Below are 20533 nucleotides of genomic sequence, written 5' to 3'. Positions count from 1 at the left end.
ACACATTTAAAAAAGGTTTTAAGAAAGCAAATGAAAAAAGTAGCAGTCATTTTATCGGGTTGTGGTTATTTAGATGGTTCTGAAATTAGAGAGTCTGTTTTAACCCTACTAGCTTTAGATACAGTACATATTGAATATCAAATTTTTGCACCTGATGAACCTTTGTTTCATGTCATCGACCATGTGAGTGGCGAAATAAACATGACTGAGCGAAGAAATATTTTACAAGAAGCAGCAAGAATTGCCCGTGGTGAAATTTCACTACTGCATAAGCTGGATGCAAATGAATTTGATGGTCTTATTTTGCCAGGTGGTTTTGGTGTCGCAAAAAATTTATCAACGTTTGCCTTTAAAGGCGCAGAGGCACGAGTACATGGTACAGTGGTTTCAATTTTAAAAGCGTTTCATCAGAGCAAGAAACCTATTGGAGCCATCTGTATTTCGCCTGCTCTTTTAGCGCTTACGTTTGGAGAGTTACACCCAACTATTACGTTAGGGTCTGACGTTAACACTGCTAAGGAAATTGAAAAAACGGGTTCAATTCACCATGTTTGTCAAACCTCAAGCTGTGTGGTCGATAAACAAAACTTATTTGTTACTACGCCTGCCTATATGGATGATCAAGCTGGCTTAAAGGATGTCTTTCTAGGAATTACAAGTTTAGTTACTGCCATGACAATTTTGGCAAATTAAGATATGTGATTAGGGATAGAGATTGCTATCCCTTTATTTAATTACATTCTTTGTATAAATCTAATCAACGATAAGTAACTTCGCCCCATTCAGGCTAAAAGACTGATGTGGTTCTGAATTATCTCCGACTTGATAACTCATTCCTGAAGTTAAAGTAAATGTTCGGCCGTCTTTCAATCTACTTTCTAACTCACCTTCTAGGCAAAATAGAATATGCCCTTTTTCACACCAATGGTCTGCTAAGTAATTTGCTGAGTACTCGACAAGTCTTACTCTTATTTTATTTCCTTCTTCACCAAAAAATTGAGTTTTCCAATAGGCTTTTCCAGTTTCACCACTATATTCAGTGACTTCAATTTCTTCCCAGTTTGTAATTTGAAATGGAAAAGGCGCGATATTCATAATTTTTTCCAAAGACATATTATTGTATTTTTCAACTTATAGACAAAATTGGTTTTTGCAAACTATTTATTCAAAAATCAGAAAGATAACAAAACTATTTTACACTTTGAAAAGACCCAAACTTCACGTTTAGGCCTGTCCCATCTTTAAACTTACTCAGACAACGCTAACAACTTCTGAACATACTGAATTGCATTATTGTCTATGTCTTGGTGCGTCGGAACATCATCGTCTTCTGAAGGGTTTGTGTCTAAACCATAAAATGCATGAAGCGGTTGATAGACTGCCCCAACATATAAAGCTGTTAGTTCAAATGGGGTAAAAATCTTCTCTAAAGAAATTTGATACTCTCCGCTTTCTGAATAAACCTGTTCTTGCCCACCAGCAGATAAAGCCAACATAAACTTTTTATTTTTGAGCTTGTCGCCTGTTGAGCCGTAAGCCCATCCGTACGCCAAAACTTCATCTAGCCATTGTTTTAATAGCGGTGGGCAGTTAAACCAATACACTGGAAATTGAAATACTAAATTTTTGTGTTCTTCTACAAGCGCTTGCTCTTTCGCAACATCAATCACCCCGTCTGGGTAGGCTTCATAAATTTGGTGAATCGTAAATTGATCGGGATGTTTTTGTAGTTCCTCAATCCATCTTTTATTTACAACAGACTGGTCTATGTGAGGATGCGTAACAATGACTAATGTCTTTTTCATTATGAAAACACTCTTATCGAAAAGTAGATAAATCGATTATAGAAGTGTGCTTTCCTAAATATAAGTACGGTAATTTATGTTATATACTATACTAAAAGATAGTGTAGATTTTAAAAATGGACGACTGCATTCCAACTTATACGCCATTAGAAGATACGGGTTTTGGCTACACCCTTTCTTTGATTAATGGCAAATATAAGATGATTATTATGTATTGGCTTTATGGAAAAACCGTCATGCGTTTTAACGAGCTACAACGCTGCATTGGCAATATTTCGTTTAGAACACTTAGCAATACACTCAAAGAATTAGAAAGAGATGGACTAATTCATCGTAAAGAATATCCTCAAATTCCGCCAAAAGTTGAGTACCGTCTTTCAGAAAGAGGACAGTCTTTGATTCCTTTGTTAGATATGATGTGCCAATGGGGCGAGCAGAATAAGCCGTCTTAGTTTTATAGACTTGAAGTGATACTAAATATGAGAAATGAATTAAGAGAAATTTTTATTAAGGGATGCGACGATAAAATTGAAAAAAAGGGAGACAATGTCGGTCTGTCTTTTTACGCGTTTTTTAGAAATAAGAATGATAACCCTGAGTTACTGATGGAAGCAGCTCATTGGTGGATTATGTTGCATAAGCTAGATCACTTTGAGAAAGCTGTGAAGATTAAACAATTGGTTTTGAGTGAACAATAAAAGTTAGAGGAAAAGACTATCGAGAATAGTATAGTCTTTAATTCCTATACTAGAAATAAAGTGAGAAAGGATAAAAATGTTTATAAATACTTTATCTAGTTTGCTTGAAAAATTAGCCTCAGAAGAAGATTTAGATGAATGGTACTTGTCTAACTTCATTGATGAAAATGTTTATTCGCTATTAGCAGCAGAAGCTTTTGAATTTTCTTCACATGTTATAGAGCTTCTTAAAGATGAGGCCCAACCAGACTATACATATGAATTGCTCACCATTTTATTAGCTCTACAACGTCAGTCAGACACAGCACAAATACCTGACATTCTAAAAAATAGCTCTAATTTTTTTGATGAAATTATTAAAAAAAATCCCGAAAAATATATTCTAAATTTAGCTCATGATTTAGCTCAAAACTATCGAATGAAATTATAAACTTTAGTGACTCAAAGTACTTTAATAACTATTCATCAAAAAAAACCATTCCTTCATAAGGATTTTTTTTACAGCTCTCCAAACGACTAGATAGATTACCTACATGTGCCTCTAATTTATGACCATCAGGATCTAAAAAATATATAGATTCTCCTTCACTTTGATTATTTTTCCACTCACGTATATTGTAAGCGTCCGCTGAACCCCATGCCTATTTTTTAATTTGAGTTGGATTTCCAGCGATGTGGCAGTAATTCTTCTATTTGGGTCGCTTTATGCGTCGGCAGCCTTTTCAGCACATCACTTAAATAGGCATACGGATCCAGCCCATTCAGCTTTGCTGACTGGATTAAAGTCATGATATTGGCTGCTCGTTGGCCACTGCGCAGCGAACCTGCAAATAGCCAGTTCTTTCGTCCCAAGGCCCAGGGGCGCATTGAGTTCTCTGCCCAGTTATTGTCAATGGGTAGATTGCCATCATCCAGATAGCGGCTTAAGGCTGGCCAACGCTTCAGACTGTAATTGATGGCCTTGGCGGTTGGAGAACTCGATGGCACCGTCAGATAATGTTGGTTGAGCCATTCATACAGTTGTTGCATCACCGGTTGGCTGTGCTGTTGTCGGTATTCGCGGCGGTGTTCTGCTGTACTATCGGTCTTTTTCCTGAGTTCGGCTTCTATCGCATACAGTTTCTGAATCATCAGTAATGCCTGTTCAGCGATCTGACTTTTCCCAGTCACATGTAGCTCATGGAATTTACGACGTGCATGCGCCATGCAGCCCACCTCAATGACATCGCCTGATTTAAAGCGTGCTTTATAACCACTGTAATCATCACAGACCAGATGGCCCTGCCAGCCATTCAGGAACTCTTCTGCATGCTGACCTGAACGGCTATCCTGAAAGTCATAGATCACCGCTTGAACTGGATTGTACTGTGTAGTGGCATAGGCCCAGACATAACCTTTCTTCGGTTTTTTCTCATCATCACCCATCCGCATGATGGTGACCGGCGTTTCATCGGCATGGATCACCCGCTGTTGCAGCACCACCTGTTTTAAGGCATTGGCCAGAGGTTCCAGTTCCACACCGCAGCGACCAATCCAGTCAGATAAAGTAGATCTGGACAGATCAATGCCCGCCCGCTGATAGATCAGGCGCTGACGGTACAGCGGCAAATGATCGGCATACTTCGATACCAGCACATGGCTGAGCAGTTCAGGTGAAGCAATGCCTTTATCAATCACATAGGCGGGCATCGCTTGCTGAGTCAGGGTGTCACACTGATCACAGACCCATTTGCCACGCACATGCTGTTCCTTATAGAACTGTGCCGGTCTGAAATGCAGTTTTTCACTGATATCTTCGCCGATACGACGTAACTGGCAGCCACAACTGCATTGGGTTGATGCAGGTTCATGCTCAATACGGATGGTGTGTAAATGATCCGGCAGCAGTCGACGTTTAGGTTTGTTGACTGTGGCTTTCTCTGTCGCTGCATCGGTTTTATCTGCATTCAGCCGCTCCAGTTCCAAATCAACTGCTGCGATATCCTCTTCAACCGCTTCGTCCCACAGATGGATTTGTTTTGCGGTGAGATGTTCGTTTTTACTGCCAAATTTGTGCTGTTTAAATAGTGCGAGCTCATGCTCGTATTTTTGCGTGAGAATGGAAAGATGTTGAACTTTGGCATCCAATTGCTGGTTTGATTTTTCTAATTCTTGATTTGATTGTGCCAGAGACTGATGCTGCATTGCCAACTGTCTGGTAAATTCCAGCAGTTGTTCATGGGTCAGTTGGCTTAAGTCTGGCAGCGTATTCATGACCGCAGTATGCCTGAGGTCATGACGCAGAGGAAATAGAACGTTTGGAGAATAGCAGAATGGACCAGTTTAGAGCATCGTCACCACCTGCTGTCGTCCAATGCGCTGCCAAGGTAAACCCTGGATCAGTGCCTGTAACTGTTCCGGACTGATCGCCATGCTTTCACCCTGGTGAACCTGCGCCCAGTGGAATTTTCCCTGTTCCAGCCGCCGGGCACACAGCCAGATGCCCAGTCCATCATGTACCAGCACTTTCATGCGATGGCCACGTTTATTACAGAACAGGTAAGCACAATGCGGTTTAATGTAGCCAAAGGCTCTCACCACCTGAGCCATGATAGTATCCATCCCTGCTCGCATATCCAGAGGTTGGGTAGAAAGCCAGATTTCATCAATGCGGATCATGTTGCAAGTGCCTTGAGTAATTCTGCTAAAGCAGATATTTCTGATACTTGCCATTTCAAGCCAATTTCTGCTTTTGAGTGGGGTAAAGTAATTTGAACCGTTAACATGTCAGTAGGAGTAGGATCTAATGGTGCAGAGCAAGATAAGGCAATAAATGCAGGTTTATTCGGTAGTGGTGAGCGATCATTCCCTGGCTTACCATCAATTAAGCGAATCCATTTGGATACAAGATTTGTATTCAATCCATGTTGCAAAGCGACCGAAGCAATTGAAACGTCCGGTGCTTTACAAGCCTGAACGATCTGCTGTTTAAATTCAGCACTGTATGTTCTTCGTTTTTTCGCAAGAGATGCGATGGATGTCTGGTGATTTGTAGTCATAAATTTTAGTCCCCACTTGTTTTTAAGTGGGGACTAAATTAAGGCTTATAGGATGAATTCATAAGGTGTGTTCAGCGGACGCTTACCGTATATTCATCAGTTTAATTTTTTGACGGAATTCATCTATATGATCTTCACTAATACTAAAACAGTAATGTGTATAGTCTGAACCGATACTAACCTCATCAAGTGATAGACAAAGCCATAACTCTCCAAGGCTCAAATAAGCGCCTTTATTCCACTTGGCTTTGGGAGTAAAACCTAGAACATCCTTATAAAAACTAAAACTACGTTCAACATTTGCTACTGAAATAGTTAAATGATTCAATCCATTTAATTTCATAGACATTATTCTCTTTTTAAATGGATTTTATTTGCATTAGAGGCTACATAATCTATAGAAGAGTATAATTCTGATCAAAGAAAGAGAACTATAAAATTCTTAGTAAGAATATAATTTTTAGTATAAAAGCCCAACTCTCGTCAGGCCTTTTCCCCCATCAAACCCGACTTAAAAAATAGTCGAGCAACACATCCCTTTCATCGGTGTTATTGGTCCCCAAAAGCTGAACCATCGCGCCATCAATCACAAATAAAAACATGTGCGCATCTTCAACTGTAGCGGCAGGTTTTACAGTTAAAAGGAGTTTATGAATTTCTTTAATGAACCAGTTTCGATAGTCAATGACGAGCTTATATGCTGCTGGATAGATCTTTTCAATTTCAAAAATTGCTTTAAATGGCAACCGATAAAAGCCCTCTAAGTTCGCATGTAAAAGGTAAATTTTCTTGAGTTTATCGAATGCCATGAGTTCACGGTAGGAATGAATAATTGAAAACACCTCATGTTTTAATGCATCTATTTGAAAAGTTAAGCTCATCTGAATGAGCCTTTCTTTGGAGTGAAAATAGTTATAAAAAGTGGCTTTGGGGATTTTGGCTTCCTCAATAATTTGATCTATCCCGATGTAAAACCCATTTTGATTAAATAAATCTTTTGCCGCGTGGAGCACGCTTAATGCTCTAAATGAAGCTTCTAAATTTGGCATTTTTATACCGTTTAAAATAATTTTTTGTTGTATGTAAAAGAGATAGAAATGCCGTCACTCTTAAATTGAGCGCTAAAAACAGGCATGCGAAAACGACACAAAAATGGTGTGCTCGCCTATCTCGGGTTTTATTGTTGCTATGATTTTTTAGTCGTAATGACCTATGGCTTAAAACCTAGAGTCGGTTAAACCTTTTTAAAGACCAGTGCGATATAGACGTAAAGATTTTGGCAAAGGTTGCCAATGAGAGAGATGAAATAGTACGCATATGACGGATTCCTGTACAAATAAGGATTCTGCCTATCTCTGCTAAAAGATGGTGGCAGAACGAAAGGGGGTTAGCAGACTGGGTACAGAACCAGCACACCCGAAGGTGTCCCCCCTCCGCCCTACCATAACGTAACGTCAGGGAGACGAGTGGAATACAAGCAGATTCCATCCTCAGAAGGATTAAATCTGATGCACTGTACCGCGGTCTGCTAAAACCGGCTGGCAATGTAGGCCAGCAGGCAAAGGATAATCCGCGCATTTTTGAGTGTCAATGTAAGGTTGAATAGAAATTGGTTAAATAATTATTGTTGTTTATTCAATTAGATATTTAAGCTAAACAGTCATTCAATTTAAATTTAACGATATCATGATAATAATAAAAATGTAGGATAGTGAATTATGATTGAGTCCATCTTTTGAATAGGTAATGAATAATGATAATAAAGGGACCTCCCACCAGTTCAGAAGAATACCAACTTATCTTTCAATGGCTTGATGAACGATTCCATTATTCTATTGGGGCAATGGCTTTTCTTAATCAAACACAAGTTACCAATACCGAGTGGCAACTCTTACGGTTGTACCACCCACAGAACTCCAAGCAACTTTTAGGAGTCGCGGTCATCCTTGCTGGGGGCACCTGTTTCTGGGTTCCAGCAGAGAAATCTTCATCTGGAGCATTGCTCTGCACTTCAATTTTAGAGCTTCAACCGCGTCGGATTGTAACCACCGCAATCGGGCGAGACTTATTAAATGCCCAGATCAAACAAAAAGGGCATATTTTAAGAGAATATGATCAATGGATCATGGTTTGCTCACTCCAATTTTCTCAAGCTCAAGGCCGCTTGGCTGAACTCTCGGACATTTTCCGTCTTAACGAATATCAACATCAATACAATAAAGAGCGCTCAGTGAATGAAGCACCTAATTGGGAATCTCTGATTCAACAACAAAAAATTATTGTGCTTGAAGCAGACGAACAAATCGTTTCGATTGTGCGTTTGGGAATAGAAACCGATCGACTCGTTTCTATTGGTGGCACATATACCTTTCCTGCTTATCGTCGAAAAGGTTTTGCCGAACGCGTCTTAAAATTTGCAGTTAATCGGATTGTTGCAACTGGACGGATTGCTCACTTAATTGTCGACGTTGATAACACCCCAGCGGTTACGCTTTACCGCCAAATGGGCTTCGAATGCATAGAGTCTTCTTACATTGGTTATCCAGAGTATTTATAAAAAATCATTCATTTTCAAACCTGCTTAAATGAATCGATTGATCGCACTATAAATAAAAGCTACAGTAAATAAAGTTTGAATTTTATAACTTTAAATAAATTGATAACGCATGCAGGCAGAAACATGGAAACCATACATGATTTTTATCGCCGCTTTTCTTTAACCAGAGATAGCGATTACTCGGTTCCATCGACTTCGTTTGGACATTTTAACGTGTTCCAACGCGATGCCTGCTCGTTTCTCACGCCTTATAGCCGCCGCGATTATTATAAAATTTCATTGGTTTTAGGCACAGGCGACCTTCACTACGCCAACCGCTGGATACGGGTAGACCGCCCTGCTTTACTGTTTTCAAACCCGATGGTTCCCTATGCATGGGAAATTAATTCGCCCGAACAGGCAGGCTGGTTTTGTCTATTTACCGAAGAGTTTGTAAACCAAGAGTCTCGACAAAGCTTTTTAAAAGACTCTCCATTGTTTAAAGTCGACGGCGACCCGCTATATTTTTTAAACGACCAACAAGTTGACGAAATTTCATTTGTTTTCAAAAAGATGATGACTGAAATAAATTCAGACTATATTCATAAATACAACGTTTTAAGAAACTATTTGCACCTGATTGTGCATGAAGCCATGAAAATGCAACCGACCCAACAGTTTGAAAAACATAGTAATGCTGCGGTTCGGATTTGCCATTTGTTCTTTGAATTATTAGAGCGCCAGTTCCCAATCGACTCCCCCCATTTTCAGCTTAAACTCAAAACGGCAAATGACTATGCCTATGGCCTGTCGGTGCATGTAAACCATTTAAACCGAGCTGTAAAAGAAGCAACAGGCAAAACCACATCTGAGCATATTAGCTCGCGCATTACGCAAGAAGCCAAAGCGCTGCTACAACACACCAGTTGGAATATTTCCGAAATTGCCTATAGCTTAGGCTTTGAATATTCAGCGTATTTCACCAACTTCTTTAAGAAAAATACCGGATTTTCACCTAAAAAGTTCCGTGAAGACTGTGTGGCCTAAAAACAGATTGTTTGAATTTTATAATTATTGGTTTGAATGTTATACGTCAGTTTGAGCCAAAGCATTTTATAGTTTTTCTACTCAAGTGATTTTGCAAAAAAGAGTGTGAAAAATGAAATATAGAACTTTAGGACAAACAGGCGAAAAAGTATCAGCACTTGGTTTAGGTTGCATGGGAATGAGCTTTGCCTATGGTGCCTCAGACGACACACAAAGCATTGCAACCCTAGAAAAAGCCTTAGACCTCGGCATTAACTTTTGGGACACAGCCGACATGTACGGCAACGGCGCAAACGAAGTTTTGCTCTCAAAAGTTTTAGAAAAACATCGCGACAAAGTGTTCTTGGCAACCAAATTTGGCTTTCGCTATAAAGAAGATAACCTCAACCCACAAAACTCTTTAGAGTCTTATATCGACGGTTCTCCAGAGTGGATTAAAGTTGCGGTCGAAAACAGTTTAAAACGCTTAAATACAGACGTGATTGATTTGTATTATGCACACCGCATTGACCCGAATATTCCAGTTGAAGACACCATTGGCGCAATGGCTGACTTGGTCCAACAAGGTAAAGTTCGCTATTTAGGACTCAGTGAAGCTTCGGCTGAAACCATTCGTAAAGCACATGCGATTCACCCGATTGCAGCGGTTCAACATGAATATTCGCTACTCACACGTGAGTTTGAGCAAACCCATTTGCAAACCATTCGCGAGTTAGGCATTAGCCTTGTGCCATATTCACCGCTATCACGTGGTTTAATTACCAACACGCTCGATGTGGGCAACCTAGAAGAAAACGATTTCCGTCGCCAATTACCGCGTTATCAGGGCGATAACTGGAAAAATAACCAAAGCTTGGCGCAAGCATTTAGCGACTTTGCCCAAAGCAAAAACGCGACTGCGGCTCAACTGGCTTTGGCTTGGATTTTGGCGCAAGGTGAAGACATTATTCCAATTCCGGGCACGCGTAAAATCGAGCGACTTGTAGAAAATGCGGGTGCTGTAGACCTTGATTTAACAGCGGCAGATTTGGCAGAAATCGACGCAATTATTACGAGATACCCAAACATGGGCGCACGCTATAACGCTGAGCAACTTGCTGCGGTCAATCATTAATTAGGTAAGATCTTTAATATTTAGGATAAGCTTGGAGAAATAGACTCCGAGCTTTTTAAAAAATTTTAACTTATTGAAAGTAAAAATTATATTCCGATATAAAAGAAAATCCATTGCTCACCATTAGCTTGATCGAGCAATGGATTTTTAAGTCTTCAATCATTCCTATTGCGAATCAATAATTTTATTTGCAATATGAATCAATTGATCTGGCTGCAAGTTTTGTCCATTAATTTGATAATAATTACTGTTATATACAAATGTTACTTTATCTATTAAGTCAGAAGGTAATCTTTCATATCTTGCAGGAGTATTATTATTTAACTCAAAATTCATCGACTCAGTAATAAATTGATGACTTGATTCATTAGGTTTTAGAAATGATTGTTCAATTTCAACTTTTTGATTATTATTTTCATATAGTTTATAAACACTATTCCAACCATTATCACTATCATAACGACCAAATGCTTGTGCTCCTGTAAGTTTCAAATTATAAGCATTTAAAATACTATCGTTAACTCCTTTAAAACCATCTAATTTAGACTCTATATTTTTAATTCCTTCTTCTTTTAACGTTTCTCTAGCCTTATCTAGCTCTTCAAACTCTTGCTGTTTTATTCCCCCAGTTAAACTACCTTTTTCATTTAAATTTCTCAAAACCCTCTCAGCATCTCTTCTACTTATCGGATCAAGCTCAGAAATTGATACGTATACAACACCATTATTTTTAGCACCCTTTTCCATAATCGAGTTAAATTTAACTTCAGACATAAAATACTCTTCTTGAGAAGCTGTATTTTTTGCAGTGTTCATTTTTTGCTGCGTTAGGTCATTAACCTTAGTATTATTCGGTTTATTACTATGAAAAACTATGTTTTTTTCTGTAGGTACCGATTTGGTAGTTTCTATGTTTGAATTACTACTATAAAAATAAAAAATCAAACTAACTAATAAAATTAGACCAAAAATTATAATTATATTTTTTAACATCTTAACTCCAAGGCCAACCTTGACCTAAATTGCATGTTGTTGCACTTGTCGTAGATGTTCGTATATCCATAAGAGAAAATCTTATGGCATGATGTCCATTAACAGTCCATGACGTATAGATTTTTGAATCAACATATCCAGCGTATGCTCGCCAAGTCCATTCATAAGCGTAGGCAGAATCGATTGATCTTACAGCTCCCCCTTTTGACCTTTGAAATGATCTCACCCATAAATCGTGGGAATCATTTACATAATAACTTATAGATTCATTATGCTCGCCAAAACCTACAGGAGTTACTGCAAAGCAATTTCCTCTACTTGCCATAATAGGAAGTTTTCCCATCGGTGCTGCTTGGATTACTTGAGTAGTTATAGCTAGAGTTAAACCTAAAAATAATTTTTTCATACTTAATCCTAAAATTTCTATAATTATATTTTCAATATTTTAAAGTTTTTTAATATTATATTTTCATATAAACAATTACAAGTTAAAACCATGCATAAACCATTGCAGCAAGAAGAAAATCAGAATTATTAAAACAATAATAACAATTAAAATTTTTTCTATAGTTTTCATAATTAATACCTATTTACTTTAAAGTTTTATTAAATACACTTCAAACCATGTTACTTTATTATCCTTTAAAGGCACAATATCATCTATAAAACAATTATTAGTTACGAATGACTGAGACATATGCCATTGTATATATCTCAGTTTATTTACATTTAAATAAAATAATCCATAAAAATCATTATTCTCTTATTTTCCAGACTCAACTTTTAAAAAAGTTCCATCAGCATATACGTTATGCCCAAAGCCACAACCCGCGTTACCCTCATTTTGTTTGACCTGAATATAATTGCCTAATTTTGCGTTAGATTTAAAATCGAGCTGAATGCGGCAGTCTTCATTTTTATAAACCGTTTGCTTTTTATTAGTCGGCATTTTGGTGTCAAACTCACCCATATTTGGGCCATAGATCAAGCTTCTAAGTCCCATATATAAACCAGCATAGCTGATTGCATATTGGCCCTGTTTACGACTTACCGTGATGTGATCCCACTCACCAAAACCAGAGTAACGGACGTATTCACCTGACAAATCATTTGAGGCTTTAGGTGTAGGTAATTGCTTAAGATTAAACTGACTCGACTTTGATTTTTCATCGAGCATAAACCACGATCTTGCCCAAAGTGGCTGACCCAATTTGGCATAGGCTAAGCCCACATTATTGTTGGCAACTTCAATATCACGGTCGGTAAATTTAACTGTGGTTTCGTCTGCATTGGCTTTACAAAATGCAGTCCAAGAGGCTTGATTCTGGAAATTTTCGAGCGCTTTTTTATATTGTTTTTGGTCGTAGAATTTCTTACCTAAACTCGCGTATTGCTTCACTTTATTACAGCTTTGTTGTAGCTCTTGTTCATAAGAAAACTCTGCATGCGTGACCGCCAAAGCTGAAAGTGTAAGAACCGCGCAGCCTGTAATAATTGATTTAATCATTTTTAAAATTCTTTAATAATTAACTAATTATATAATATGAGCTGGCGCTCTAAATCACAATTCTCTGAAACAAAAGTCTATAGAATGCCTTTAGTCTTAAATAAAAATTTATTAAATCAATTCAAAATAAATCATTGAAAATATTAAGCGTTAATTGGTTATTTTTGTTGAATATTCATCCAAAAAATATTGTAGACTGCATGCGTAAAACTTAGGAAGAATTATAAGAGTGAATAATCTAATTATTGGAAGCCTATTTGCGCTTTGTGCAGCTGCACTCAATGCCTCTATTGGTGTAATTAGTAAATTACTCATGCACAGTGGTTTAAACCCACAAGACATTGCCTTTTTAAAAACCATTATCGCCTTTTTCTTTTTAAGTGTGTTTTTATTTAAAGTCCCTGTTAGCCAAAAGATTGCTTTTATTAGCAGCACGCCAAGTAAACTCAGCGTTTTTACTCAAATTGCCATATGTGCTTTTTTAGGGATTTTCTCTTTATTCTTTTTCGAGACCATTGCCTATAACCACGGTGCTGCGGCTAATGTGGTAGTGGTACTCATGGCTTCGGCTGCCATCTCTGCCCTATTTTTTGGTCGGTTCATTTTAAAAGAAAGCATCTACATTCATTCGCTTATTGGAACATTATTGGCTGTCGCGGGGATTAGTATCATTTCATGGAAAGGTGAAAATAGCCTTTTAATGCTGATCAACGCTTCTATTGCCGGTACAGGTTATGGCCTATTTTCGGTTTTAGTGAAAAAGTTCAAATTAAACGGCGGACTATTTCTGACTAAATACTTACTGCTGTTTGGTAGCATTTATCTTGCGGTTCCGTTTTTAATTAATTTTCACAGCATTAATTTTAATAGTGACATTGTTTTAGGTTTGATTGGTTTAGCTGTTCTGCCGACCATCCTCGGCTTTTTCTGTACCACTAAAGCGTTGTCTTATATGAGTGCGGCCAAGGTACAGGTGACCGAGCTTTCTGAACCTATTTTCGCAGCGCTTATGGCTTGGGTTTTCATTCATGAACAGCCGACTTTATCGTTTTTATATGGCGCGATTTTTATTATTTTCGGCATCTTTTTAATGAACAGAGCGCCGAAATCAAACTAGCTGATTTCATTTATTTCGTTGGCGTGGTGACAAGCCACTTGCACCACACTGGCAAAATTAATTGCCATTTGCGAAGGGGCATGTTTCTTATAAGCAAGCCCTAAACCCACCGTAGGGACAGGGGCTTTCAAAGAGCGATAAGCAACGCCTTGTATTTGCAGTTGTTTGGTCGACTCAGGAACCAAAGACACCCCTAAATTTGCAGACACCAACGATAAAATTGACACAATTTGCGGAGCATTTTGTCCAATTTTTGGTTCAAAACCACGCTCATGACAGGCTTGTTTAATCGCATCAAAAAGCCCTGCACTAATGGATGGTGGCGAGACAATAAAATCAAGCTCTCGGAGTGCCGTTAAATCAATTTCTGGTGATGCATCGTCGAGTTGAAAAGACTCTGAAGGTAAAGCCGCAATGAGTGGTTCTGCTAATAATTCTTGAAGAATGAGACTATCTGGAATGTTACGTGGTGAGCGAATAATCGCGACATCTAAGCGGTCTTCAAGCAATAAATCGATGAGTAGTAAGGTGTTGGCTTCTTCAAGTTTTAAATTCACTTTTGGATATTGCTGCTGAAAATAACGAACACATTTAGGAATTAGAGGGTTCAACATTGAAGTGCCTGTAAAGCCTAATCGCAATTGGCCAACTTCGCCATTTGCCACTTGTTTAACAAGGTTTGCTGCATCTTCTACACGCTGCTGTACGGGCTGAATTGCATTTAAAAAGGCAAGCCCTGCTTCGGTCAGTTCTACCCCATGAGGTGATCGAATAAATAAATCTGCACCCAGCTCTTCTTCTAAGTCTCGTATTTGCATGCTTAAAGGCGGCTGGCTCATGTTTAAGCGTTGCGCAGCTTTGGTAAAGTTTTTTTCTTCTGCTACCGCTAAAAAGTAGCGTATATGTCTTAGTTCCATCGCTATATATAAAACATATCATGACCCATTGTTAAATATATTAGAAAAATACCATTCAAATTGCTAATTTTAATTTATCGAATTTTCTCGATGCAGCACGCCTTCAAGCACTGCACTTTCTTTCTGTCATGGTCATGATATGAGTTCTTCATCTACACCCAGTACTTTAAGTACTGAGGCAACTTCTGTTCTTTCCCGTGAGTGGATTCACAAAGGGACTAAAGCCTATAAACACGCAGGATTTGCTTTATTCCTCGTAGGTTTTGCCAGTTTCTCACTGATTTATTGTGTACAGCCACTCTTACCTGCATTTAGCCAAAGCTTCCAGATTAGTCCTGCGAGTAGCTCTTTAGCACTGTCATTAACGACTGCCTTTTTGGCGATTTCGATTGTGCTATCGAGTGCTTTTTCACAAGCCCTTGGCCGCCGCGGCGTGATCTTTACGTCAATGCTGTGTGCCGCAATTTTAAATATTGTCTCGATGTTTACACCGAACTGGCACAGTTTACTGATAGCACGCGCTTTAGAAGGTTTACTGCTCGGCGGCGTGCCAGCAGTGACAATGGCTTGGATTGCCGAAGAAATTGCACCTGAGCACCTAGGTAAAACTATGGGTTTATATATTGCAGGTACGGCTTTTGGTGGCATGATGGGCCGTGTCGGCATGGGTATTTTGGTTGAATATTTTTCGTGGCGCACAGCCTTAGGCTTACTTGGGGCAATCTGTTTTATTTGCTCAATTGCTTTTTTAAAACTGCTTCCTGCTTCGCGTAATTTTGTACAGAAAAAAGGGCTAAATTTAGATTTTCACATGCAAATGTGGCGCGCTCATTTAAGCAATACAAAATTATTACGCCTGTTTGCCATTGGGTTCTTGCTGACTAGTGTTTTTGTCACCTTGTTTAACTATGCCACTTTCCGTTTAAGCGGCACGCCTTATTTACTGAGCCAAACACAAATTAGCCTTATTTTCTTATCGTATAGCTTTGGTATGGTGTCTTCATCATTGGCAGGTAGCTTAGCCGATCGCTTGGGTAAAAAAACCATGATGATGAGTGGCTTTGCCTTAATGATTGTAGGGAGCCTCATGACCCTGCTCACTTCTCTTTTCGGCATTATTATTGGTATTGCATTTATTACCACGGGTTTCTTTATTACCCACTCACTTACCAGTAGTTCTGTTGGCGCTGAAAGCAAACAAGCGAAAGCTCATGCTAGTTCGCTCTACTTACTTTTTTACTATATGGGTTCAAGTATTGTCGGCTCAGCAGGCGGTTGGTTCTGGCTACACGGTGGTTGGAGTGCAATTGTAGGCTTAACTGTTGTACTGTCATTACTTGGGATATTTTTAGTCATTTATACAAAACATGCGAAAGCGCATTAATGTGTTGAAACCCTAACTTTTTCAGGCTAAACCCTATGAGAATTTAAAAATGATATGAAAAAATTTAAATGCTCATTTTTTGGCTTGTAATTTTTTTAAGAAACTGTAAAATTCACTCCACGTTGCCGGCATAGCTCAGTTGGTAGAGCAACTGACTTGTAATCAGTAGGTCCACAGTTCGAATCCGTGTGCCGGCACCATCATTAAACCTCATGAATATTTGATTTATGGGGTTTTTTGTTGTCTGTAGGTTTTGGAATGCAAAATTTTATTTAAAAAATAAAAACTGCTATAGCAATATTATCTCTATAGCAGCTCGAAAATGGATAATAACTTAAGTTTAAAAAGGGTTAGGTATTGAATTTAACTTAATTTATTTTACATACTGCCAAACATCAGGGTCCTGATATGACTCATCAATATGGAAACCTTCTTTTTTGGCTTTAATTTCAGCTTTCCTTCTTTCTTTTTGATCTACTAATACCATTTCATCGAAAGCACTTTTTAACTCAGGTCCTGTTAATTTATACCCATTTTCAATTGAGTTTTTCGTTACGTATCTAATTGTTTGTATTGCAAATCTTAGCATATATTGTTTTTTATTATTTTCTGATTTTGTTTTATCTATACTTAACTCTATTAATACACCATTAGCATATAATCGAGTAGTAACAGTTGGGATGTTATTAAAAAAATCACTCCACTCTGTAAGTGTTAAATAATTATAAGGATCTATAATAAGACCATCCTCAATCATAACCTTCATGTTATCTTTTTTTGAAATTCGGGATAACCCTGGGAAAAAATACTGCTTCCATCCGGCTTTTTCTAGCTGACTAAATAGCTCCTTATACGCCATATAAGCCTGTTCTTGACTAACAAACTCTTCCTTATTTAACCCTGCAGTTACATCAATAATTTGGATACCTTCATTTTGCTGGGCATAGTCAATTCGCGTACCCATTGCCGAAAATACATTTTTAATAACAAAACTATTCTCACCTAAATCTATTTTTATATTTGCTAAATGCGGAGGTTCCCACGTAAGGTCAAAAAAAGACATCCCCGCGGGTTGCTGGTCTACACCTGTTTGCATATAAGATTTAAACTTTTTTTCACCCTCTACACCAAAAGTCAATGAGTAAAGTTCAGGTTGAGAAGACATTTTTTGTTCCTTTTGCTGTGCATGGCACGCTTGTAAATTTAAAAAAATAAAAATTAAAAATATATAACTAACCACCTTTTCCATCATTTGACTCTTTTCCTATTTTAATAAATAACTTATCGAATCGACTTAGACCGTCATCCCATTTACTGGTATTCCAACCAGCAATTGTGCGTAGCTCTTTTTCTAAATAGGGCCGTCCAACATCACTCAACATTAAGCGATGATATTTTTGAGCTGCTAAATTAATCCAGCGCATACGACTATCTTCATTTTCAACTAAGGTACCACTTGGTGGTGTACTGATTGGAGATTCAGGTAACGACTTGACCTTTTTTCCAAATTCAGTTTCATACGGATAAACATTGCCGCGAACAGCATGTATTTTTTTTATTGTTCCATCATATTCACTGGAGAGAATCAATTCAGCCTTTGGGATGCCAGCTTTACGTTGAACGTCTGCACCGTTTCGTACAATTGGATCATTCCATACGATTTTTTGTAAAATATTGACCTGTTCTTGATTAGCAATTTGTAATAAATGATACATCAAAGAATTAGCCGCATACTTAAACTTGTTTTTTCTCAAGCTATTAGCTGCAAATATTCCTTCTATACGTGGTAAAGTATTTTCAAATGCATTATGAATTTCTGTTGTTGCTTTAAGATTATTAACTGTTGTTAAGCAGCTGGACCATGGAAAATTATATAAAGAGCTTTTAACTTTTTTATAAGTTGTTGTATCTCTGCTACCTACGCAGATTTTGAAATCTGCAGATGATTTAGCCCAAACAAAATGCCAAACACTAATATCCATATAGAGCCATAGATTGCCTTTTGCAAAAGTATGAATACCAGCAACACCAAAACTATTTAGATTAAAATGATCAGAACTGATCGCTTTAATTAAAGCATCTGCATTTGACCCAGTCTTAGAAACAATATGATCAAATACAGCAGCAACTGTTTTTGATGCAAAAGCACCTAGGCCCATCCAATAGAAACGGCCACTATAGGTCGCTGCAGTAGCAGATTGATTCGGTGTAAAAGGAAACATTTCTAAATAAATACGAGCGTAGATCGATGCAATTCGTCTAGCACGGGCCTCATAACCAGGTTCTATACGATAATTTTGATTATCTTTTTTATTAGATAATAGGGTCATTGCCATCTGTTGGTAATATTCCCATATCGTAGTACAGTCACAATTTACTGATTTACAACTATTTTCAATATTATTTGTTGTACTAGACCAATCAAGAGAACCAGCCATTTTAAAATTTATCCTTTTAAATGATGAATAAGAAATAGTTATTTCACAGGGTCATTTTCGTCAGGTTCAAAATTCAACCAATTTAAATCAACATCAAGTTGTTCAGCCTCTTTAGTATTTATCCTTTTAGTTTTCCCTTTCACATCAGTTTCTGCCATAAAACTTTGATTATTAGATTGAATGTTATAACTCACATTAGTTAAAGGTTTGCCAGAAGGGAGGAATAAATTAAACTTTTCATCATACTTTTCATAAGCAGGCAAACCTTCCAGATTTACTCCAACTTCTGCACCACCTTTAAAGATATGCTGTCCCGCTTTTACTTCGAACTTAGCGGGTGTAATAACCGTAATACCACTCTTATTAATAATGATTTGTGAACCACCAGCCATGATTTACCTATTATTTTATGCAAACTAATCTATAATTAAGTTAATATTTTAAACTGTTTAACTTATTTATACATGACCTTTATTGTTGCTATTCAATTAAACGATAGTATTATTGTTGCATCAGATAATAAAAGAGTTAGCCAACAAAAAGATGGGATAATTAAATTTTCACCTGAAAAAATCTTGAAAATGCATTCATGGCAAAATGGTATAATTACTGGATCTGGTGAATATCAAGTTATAAGCCGGGCTGTTAAACTTTTTAAAACTCTGCCCACTCCCTCTATAGAAGATCTGCCCCATTGCTTACTTATTTCTAGAATTATTAGAGAATCAGAAATTGGAAATGGTCTCTATCAAGTAGAGAATAGTAAACTGCTATGTTCAAGCTCTAATGACAAGGGAGCACAACTCTATAAAATTGAAAAATTTTCGCCCCAACAAGATTATTTTTCTACTCCATTAGAACCTAATGAAATTATGATTTGGCTTGTCCATCCTAACATTGATGTGATCGTAAGTAATCTACAATCGTTATATGCAGGACTTAAAGACTATTCAGCTTTTTCAAATAAAGCTGACTGGATGAATTACTACATTAAACAATTTTCACCTATTTTTAAGATACAAAGCCAAATTGATCCATTAATGAGTCAAAGTTTTGATATTTTTTTACAATCAAGAAGCGAATCCCTTCTTAATCATGTGCCGAATATATAGAATTATCAAATAGCATCTAGACAAAGATATTTTTAAATTTCGATAAAAATTCATTATAAACTCGAGCTTCAAAATTTTTTTCTAAAACCAATTTATTCTTTTAACAGAAAAATATACGTTCTTAATTTATTAAAAAATATAATTTTAAAATAAGAAATATGAAAAAGATAAGATTATAATGCGCCACCAAATAAGGTCATATAAATAAGACCTATTTTATAAACTTTAATTCATTAAGATACCAATACGGAAAAGTATGAAACTTCGCTTTATTTTATCTGCTTTATTTCTAGCATTCCCTTTAACAACATATGCTCAAGAAACTACATCTCAACCTCAAATTCAAACCACTACAAACCCATCCATTTGCTTAATTGAAGGTAATCCTTCAGCAGAGCACTATAAATCTATTAAACGTATTAAAGCCGCAAAAGGAACCTATGGTGGCTTTGAAGAAGTAAAACCTAAATTAGCTAACGTTGCCCGTAAGTATGGTGCAGATGTGGTGATTAATTATCACCAAAGCCAAAGATTTGGTTTCTGGCCTTGGCGTATTGTTCGCCCAGTACTCACAGGTACTGCTGTGAAATGGAATACACCATTTAACTGTGCTGCCTTAGGCGGTAAAGAAATTCGTTAATAAGAAATGAAAAAAGCCCAACATCCTGTTGGGCTTTTTTCGTATTTCGTTACTAGGTACACTTCCTGTAATACCTCACGTCCTGATGCTTAAACTTATTATTGTTGTTTTACGTTTCGGAACTTCCTGTTCCTGATGAGTTCATCATAGGCAATTCATCACGTCATAAAAAGACGCCAATTCCCCG

At 37.4% G+C, this 20533-nt stretch carries 24 protein-coding genes, 1 tRNA gene and 2 pseudogenes; 12 read left to right on the top strand and 15 right to left on the bottom strand.

Features of this window, described 5'->3' with window-relative positions; translation table 11 throughout:
- Positions 1 to 30: 30 nt before the first annotated feature.
- Positions 31 to 693, top strand: a complete 663-nt coding sequence (gene elbB / locus AC52J8_RS01195) for an isoprenoid biosynthesis glyoxalase ElbB (RefSeq protein ID WP_044099760.1) — start codon at positions 31 to 33, stop codon at positions 691 to 693.
- 60 nt (positions 694 to 753) lie between these two features.
- On the opposite strand, the gene AC52J8_RS01190 is transcribed toward elbB, so the two are convergent.
- Both AC52J8_RS01190 and AC52J8_RS01185 read right to left on the bottom strand, forming a co-directional pair.
- Positions 754 to 1095: a DHCW motif cupin fold protein gene (locus tag AC52J8_RS01190; protein WP_001017478.1), complete on the bottom strand. Its 342-nt coding sequence runs from the start codon at positions 1093 to 1095 to the stop codon at positions 754 to 756.
- 152 nt (positions 1096 to 1247) lie between these two features.
- Positions 1248 to 1805 carry an NAD(P)H-dependent oxidoreductase gene (locus AC52J8_RS01185; RefSeq protein ID WP_086399962.1) on the bottom strand — a complete coding sequence of 186 codons (558 nt, stop codon included), beginning with the start codon at positions 1803 to 1805 and terminating at the stop codon, positions 1248 to 1250.
- A 116-nt stretch (positions 1806 to 1921) separates the two neighbouring features.
- On the opposite strand from AC52J8_RS01185, the gene AC52J8_RS01180 reads away from it, so the two are divergent.
- From AC52J8_RS01180 to AC52J8_RS01170, 3 genes are all read left to right on the top strand, one after another.
- Positions 1922 to 2257 carry a winged helix-turn-helix transcriptional regulator gene (locus AC52J8_RS01180; RefSeq protein WP_009392553.1) on the top strand — a complete coding sequence of 112 codons (336 nt, stop codon included), beginning with the start codon at positions 1922 to 1924 and terminating at the stop codon, positions 2255 to 2257.
- Between the two features lie 27 nt (positions 2258 to 2284).
- Complete coding sequence (locus AC52J8_RS01175; protein WP_086399961.1) at positions 2285 to 2503, top strand: DUF6500 family protein; 219 nt, start codon at positions 2285 to 2287, stop codon at positions 2501 to 2503.
- 76 nt (positions 2504 to 2579) lie between these two features.
- Positions 2580 to 2933 carry a hypothetical protein gene (locus tag AC52J8_RS01170; RefSeq protein ID WP_086399960.1) on the top strand — a complete coding sequence of 118 codons (354 nt, stop codon included), beginning with the start codon at positions 2580 to 2582 and terminating at the stop codon, positions 2931 to 2933.
- Positions 2934 to 2961: 28 nt separating this feature from the next.
- Here the strand turns inward: AC52J8_RS01170 and AC52J8_RS01165 are convergent.
- The 6 genes and pseudogenes from AC52J8_RS01165 to AC52J8_RS01140 form a co-directional block, all read right to left on the bottom strand.
- Positions 2962 to 3120 (bottom strand): annotated as a pseudogene (locus tag AC52J8_RS01165) (glutathione transferase); the annotation flags it as partial.
- A 31-nt stretch (positions 3121 to 3151) separates the two neighbouring features.
- The gene (gene tnpC, locus AC52J8_RS01160; protein ID WP_130120076.1) at positions 3152 to 4756 is read right to left on the bottom strand and encodes an IS66 family transposase; all 1605 of its coding nucleotides are present in this window, start codon (positions 4754 to 4756) and stop codon (positions 3152 to 3154) included.
- A 69-nt stretch (positions 4757 to 4825) separates the two neighbouring features.
- Positions 4826 to 5161, bottom strand: coding sequence for an IS66 family insertion sequence element accessory protein TnpB (gene tnpB, locus AC52J8_RS01155; protein WP_004691519.1), 336 nt, complete (start codon positions 5159 to 5161; stop codon positions 4826 to 4828).
- A complete protein-coding gene (gene tnpA / locus AC52J8_RS01150; RefSeq protein WP_004762545.1) occupies positions 5158 to 5541 on the bottom strand; it encodes an IS66-like element accessory protein TnpA in 384 nt (127 codons plus the stop codon). Before tnpA ends, tnpB begins: the two co-directional genes overlap by 4 nt.
- Before the next feature lie 85 nt (positions 5542 to 5626).
- Positions 5627 to 5884, bottom strand: a pseudogene (locus tag AC52J8_RS01145) (VOC family protein); the annotation flags it as partial.
- A gap of 157 nt (positions 5885 to 6041) precedes the next feature.
- A complete protein-coding gene (locus AC52J8_RS01140; protein ID WP_086399958.1) occupies positions 6042 to 6590 on the bottom strand; it encodes a TetR/AcrR family transcriptional regulator in 549 nt (182 codons plus the stop codon).
- Between the two features lie 704 nt (positions 6591 to 7294).
- Between AC52J8_RS01140 and AC52J8_RS01135 the strand changes: the two genes are divergently transcribed.
- The 3 genes from AC52J8_RS01135 (at position 7295) to AC52J8_RS01125 (ending at position 10238) form a co-directional block, all read left to right on the top strand.
- A complete protein-coding gene (locus tag AC52J8_RS01135; RefSeq protein ID WP_086399957.1) occupies positions 7295 to 8098 on the top strand; it encodes a GNAT family N-acetyltransferase in 804 nt (267 codons plus the stop codon).
- Between the two features lie 123 nt (positions 8099 to 8221).
- Entirely contained in the window at positions 8222 to 9124 is a 903-nt protein-coding gene (locus AC52J8_RS01130; protein ID WP_086399956.1) for a helix-turn-helix domain-containing protein, read from the top strand.
- 112 nt (positions 9125 to 9236) lie between these two features.
- Complete coding sequence (locus tag AC52J8_RS01125) at positions 9237 to 10238, top strand: aldo/keto reductase (protein WP_086399955.1); 1002 nt, start codon at positions 9237 to 9239, stop codon at positions 10236 to 10238.
- 165 nt (positions 10239 to 10403) lie between these two features.
- Here AC52J8_RS01125 and AC52J8_RS01120 read toward each other — a convergent pair whose 3' ends face one another.
- The 3 genes from AC52J8_RS01120 to AC52J8_RS01110 all read right to left on the bottom strand — a co-directional run bounded on the left by AC52J8_RS01120 (position 10404) and on the right by AC52J8_RS01110 (position 12738).
- Positions 10404 to 11231: a hypothetical protein gene (locus AC52J8_RS01120; RefSeq protein WP_044099773.1), complete on the bottom strand. Its 828-nt coding sequence runs from the start codon at positions 11229 to 11231 to the stop codon at positions 10404 to 10406.
- A gap of 1 nt (position 11232) precedes the next feature.
- Positions 11233 to 11637, bottom strand: a complete 405-nt coding sequence (locus AC52J8_RS01115; protein ID WP_086399954.1) for a hypothetical protein — start codon at positions 11635 to 11637, stop codon at positions 11233 to 11235.
- A gap of 357 nt (positions 11638 to 11994) precedes the next feature.
- Positions 11995 to 12738 (bottom strand): hypothetical protein, encoded by a 744-nt coding sequence (locus AC52J8_RS01110; RefSeq protein WP_044099776.1) that lies wholly within the window; start codon positions 12736 to 12738, stop codon positions 11995 to 11997.
- A gap of 229 nt (positions 12739 to 12967) precedes the next feature.
- Here AC52J8_RS01110 and AC52J8_RS01105 point away from each other — a divergent pair, with 229 nt between their 5' ends.
- Positions 12968 to 13855: a DMT family transporter gene (locus AC52J8_RS01105; protein WP_086399946.1), complete on the top strand. Its 888-nt coding sequence runs from the start codon at positions 12968 to 12970 to the stop codon at positions 13853 to 13855.
- Here AC52J8_RS01105 and sxtR read toward each other — a convergent pair.
- Positions 13852 to 14772 (bottom strand): multidrug efflux pump transcriptional activator SxtR, encoded by a 921-nt coding sequence (sxtR, locus tag AC52J8_RS01100; protein WP_086399945.1) that lies wholly within the window; start codon positions 14770 to 14772, stop codon positions 13852 to 13854. The genes AC52J8_RS01105 and sxtR overlap by 4 nt on opposite strands.
- A gap of 139 nt (positions 14773 to 14911) precedes the next feature.
- Here sxtR and sxtP point away from each other — a divergent pair, with 139 nt between their 5' ends.
- Positions 14912 to 16156 carry a multidrug efflux MFS transporter SxtP gene (gene sxtP / locus AC52J8_RS01095; RefSeq protein ID WP_086399944.1) on the top strand — a complete coding sequence of 415 codons (1245 nt, stop codon included), beginning with the start codon at positions 14912 to 14914 and terminating at the stop codon, positions 16154 to 16156.
- A gap of 124 nt (positions 16157 to 16280) precedes the next feature.
- A tRNA-Thr gene (locus tag AC52J8_RS01090) sits at positions 16281 to 16356 on the top strand.
- Positions 16357 to 16529: 173 nt separating this feature from the next.
- On the opposite strand, the gene AC52J8_RS01085 is transcribed toward AC52J8_RS01090, so the two are convergent.
- From AC52J8_RS01085 to AC52J8_RS01075, 3 genes are read right to left on the bottom strand one after another with little or no spacing between them, the layout of a single operon-like run.
- Positions 16530 to 17408, bottom strand: coding sequence for a hypothetical protein (locus AC52J8_RS01085; RefSeq protein WP_086399943.1), 879 nt, complete (start codon positions 17406 to 17408; stop codon positions 16530 to 16532).
- On the bottom strand, positions 17389 to 18594 hold the full coding sequence (locus AC52J8_RS01080) for a DUF2515 family protein (protein WP_086399942.1): 1206 nt from the start codon (positions 18592 to 18594) through the stop codon (positions 17389 to 17391). The genes AC52J8_RS01085 and AC52J8_RS01080 overlap by 20 nt, the downstream gene beginning before the upstream one ends.
- Positions 18595 to 18632: 38 nt before the next feature.
- The gene (locus AC52J8_RS01075) at positions 18633 to 18986 is read right to left on the bottom strand and encodes a hypothetical protein (RefSeq protein WP_086399941.1); all 354 of its coding nucleotides are present in this window, start codon (positions 18984 to 18986) and stop codon (positions 18633 to 18635) included.
- A 72-nt stretch (positions 18987 to 19058) separates the two neighbouring features.
- Here AC52J8_RS01075 and AC52J8_RS01070 point away from each other — a divergent pair, with 72 nt between their 5' ends.
- Positions 19059 to 19706 (top strand): Ntn hydrolase family protein, encoded by a 648-nt coding sequence (locus AC52J8_RS01070; RefSeq protein ID WP_086399940.1) that lies wholly within the window; start codon positions 19059 to 19061, stop codon positions 19704 to 19706.
- A gap of 256 nt (positions 19707 to 19962) precedes the next feature.
- Complete coding sequence (locus tag AC52J8_RS01065) at positions 19963 to 20346, top strand: hypothetical protein (RefSeq protein ID WP_086399939.1); 384 nt, start codon at positions 19963 to 19965, stop codon at positions 20344 to 20346.
- Positions 20347 to 20533: the final 187 nt, after the last annotated feature.

The organism is Acinetobacter sp. S-1 (genome assembly GCF_059579785.1).
The sequence above is the reverse complement of the archived record's forward strand: the minus strand, read 5'-3'. Positions and strand labels throughout refer to the sequence as shown.

Coding starts and splice junctions, on each gene's coding strand:
- elbB (WP_044099760.1), top strand. CDS start 31: ATGAAAAAAGTAGCAGTCATTTTATCGGGTTGTGGTTATTTAGATGGT.
- AC52J8_RS01190 (WP_001017478.1), bottom strand. CDS start 1,095: ATGAATATCGCGCCTTTTCCATTTCAAATTACAAACTGGGAAGAAATT.
- AC52J8_RS01185 (WP_086399962.1), bottom strand. CDS start 1,805: ATGAAAAAGACATTAGTCATTGTTACGCATCCTCACATAGACCAGTCT.
- AC52J8_RS01180 (WP_009392553.1), top strand. CDS start 1,922: ATGGACGACTGCATTCCAACTTATACGCCATTAGAAGATACGGGTTTT.
- AC52J8_RS01175 (WP_086399961.1), top strand. CDS start 2,285: ATGAGAAATGAATTAAGAGAAATTTTTATTAAGGGATGCGACGATAAA.
- AC52J8_RS01170 (WP_086399960.1), top strand. CDS start 2,580: ATGTTTATAAATACTTTATCTAGTTTGCTTGAAAAATTAGCCTCAGAA.
- tnpC (WP_130120076.1), bottom strand. CDS start 4,756: ATGAATACGCTGCCAGACTTAAGCCAACTGACCCATGAACAACTGCTG.
- tnpB (WP_004691519.1), bottom strand. CDS start 5,161: ATGATCCGCATTGATGAAATCTGGCTTTCTACCCAACCTCTGGATATG.
- tnpA (WP_004762545.1), bottom strand. CDS start 5,541: ATGACTACAAATCACCAGACATCCATCGCATCTCTTGCGAAAAAACGA.
- AC52J8_RS01140 (WP_086399958.1), bottom strand. CDS start 6,590: ATGCCAAATTTAGAAGCTTCATTTAGAGCATTAAGCGTGCTCCACGCG.
- AC52J8_RS01135 (WP_086399957.1), top strand. CDS start 7,295: ATGATAATAAAGGGACCTCCCACCAGTTCAGAAGAATACCAACTTATC.
- AC52J8_RS01130 (WP_086399956.1), top strand. CDS start 8,222: ATGGAAACCATACATGATTTTTATCGCCGCTTTTCTTTAACCAGAGAT.
- AC52J8_RS01125 (WP_086399955.1), top strand. CDS start 9,237: ATGAAATATAGAACTTTAGGACAAACAGGCGAAAAAGTATCAGCACTT.
- AC52J8_RS01120 (WP_044099773.1), bottom strand. CDS start 11,231: ATGTTAAAAAATATAATTATAATTTTTGGTCTAATTTTATTAGTTAGT.
- AC52J8_RS01115 (WP_086399954.1), bottom strand. CDS start 11,637: ATGAAAAAATTATTTTTAGGTTTAACTCTAGCTATAACTACTCAAGTA.
- AC52J8_RS01110 (WP_044099776.1), bottom strand. CDS start 12,738: ATGATTAAATCAATTATTACAGGCTGCGCGGTTCTTACACTTTCAGCT.
- sxtR (WP_086399945.1), bottom strand. CDS start 14,772: ATGGAACTAAGACATATACGCTACTTTTTAGCGGTAGCAGAAGAAAAA.
- sxtP (WP_086399944.1), top strand. CDS start 14,912: ATGAGTTCTTCATCTACACCCAGTACTTTAAGTACTGAGGCAACTTCT.
- AC52J8_RS01085 (WP_086399943.1), bottom strand. CDS start 17,408: ATGATGGAAAAGGTGGTTAGTTATATATTTTTAATTTTTATTTTTTTA.
- AC52J8_RS01080 (WP_086399942.1), bottom strand. CDS start 18,594: ATGGCTGGTTCTCTTGATTGGTCTAGTACAACAAATAATATTGAAAAT.
- AC52J8_RS01075 (WP_086399941.1), bottom strand. CDS start 18,986: ATGGCTGGTGGTTCACAAATCATTATTAATAAGAGTGGTATTACGGTT.
- AC52J8_RS01070 (WP_086399940.1), top strand. CDS start 19,059: ATGACCTTTATTGTTGCTATTCAATTAAACGATAGTATTATTGTTGCA.
- AC52J8_RS01065 (WP_086399939.1), top strand. CDS start 19,963: ATGAAACTTCGCTTTATTTTATCTGCTTTATTTCTAGCATTCCCTTTA.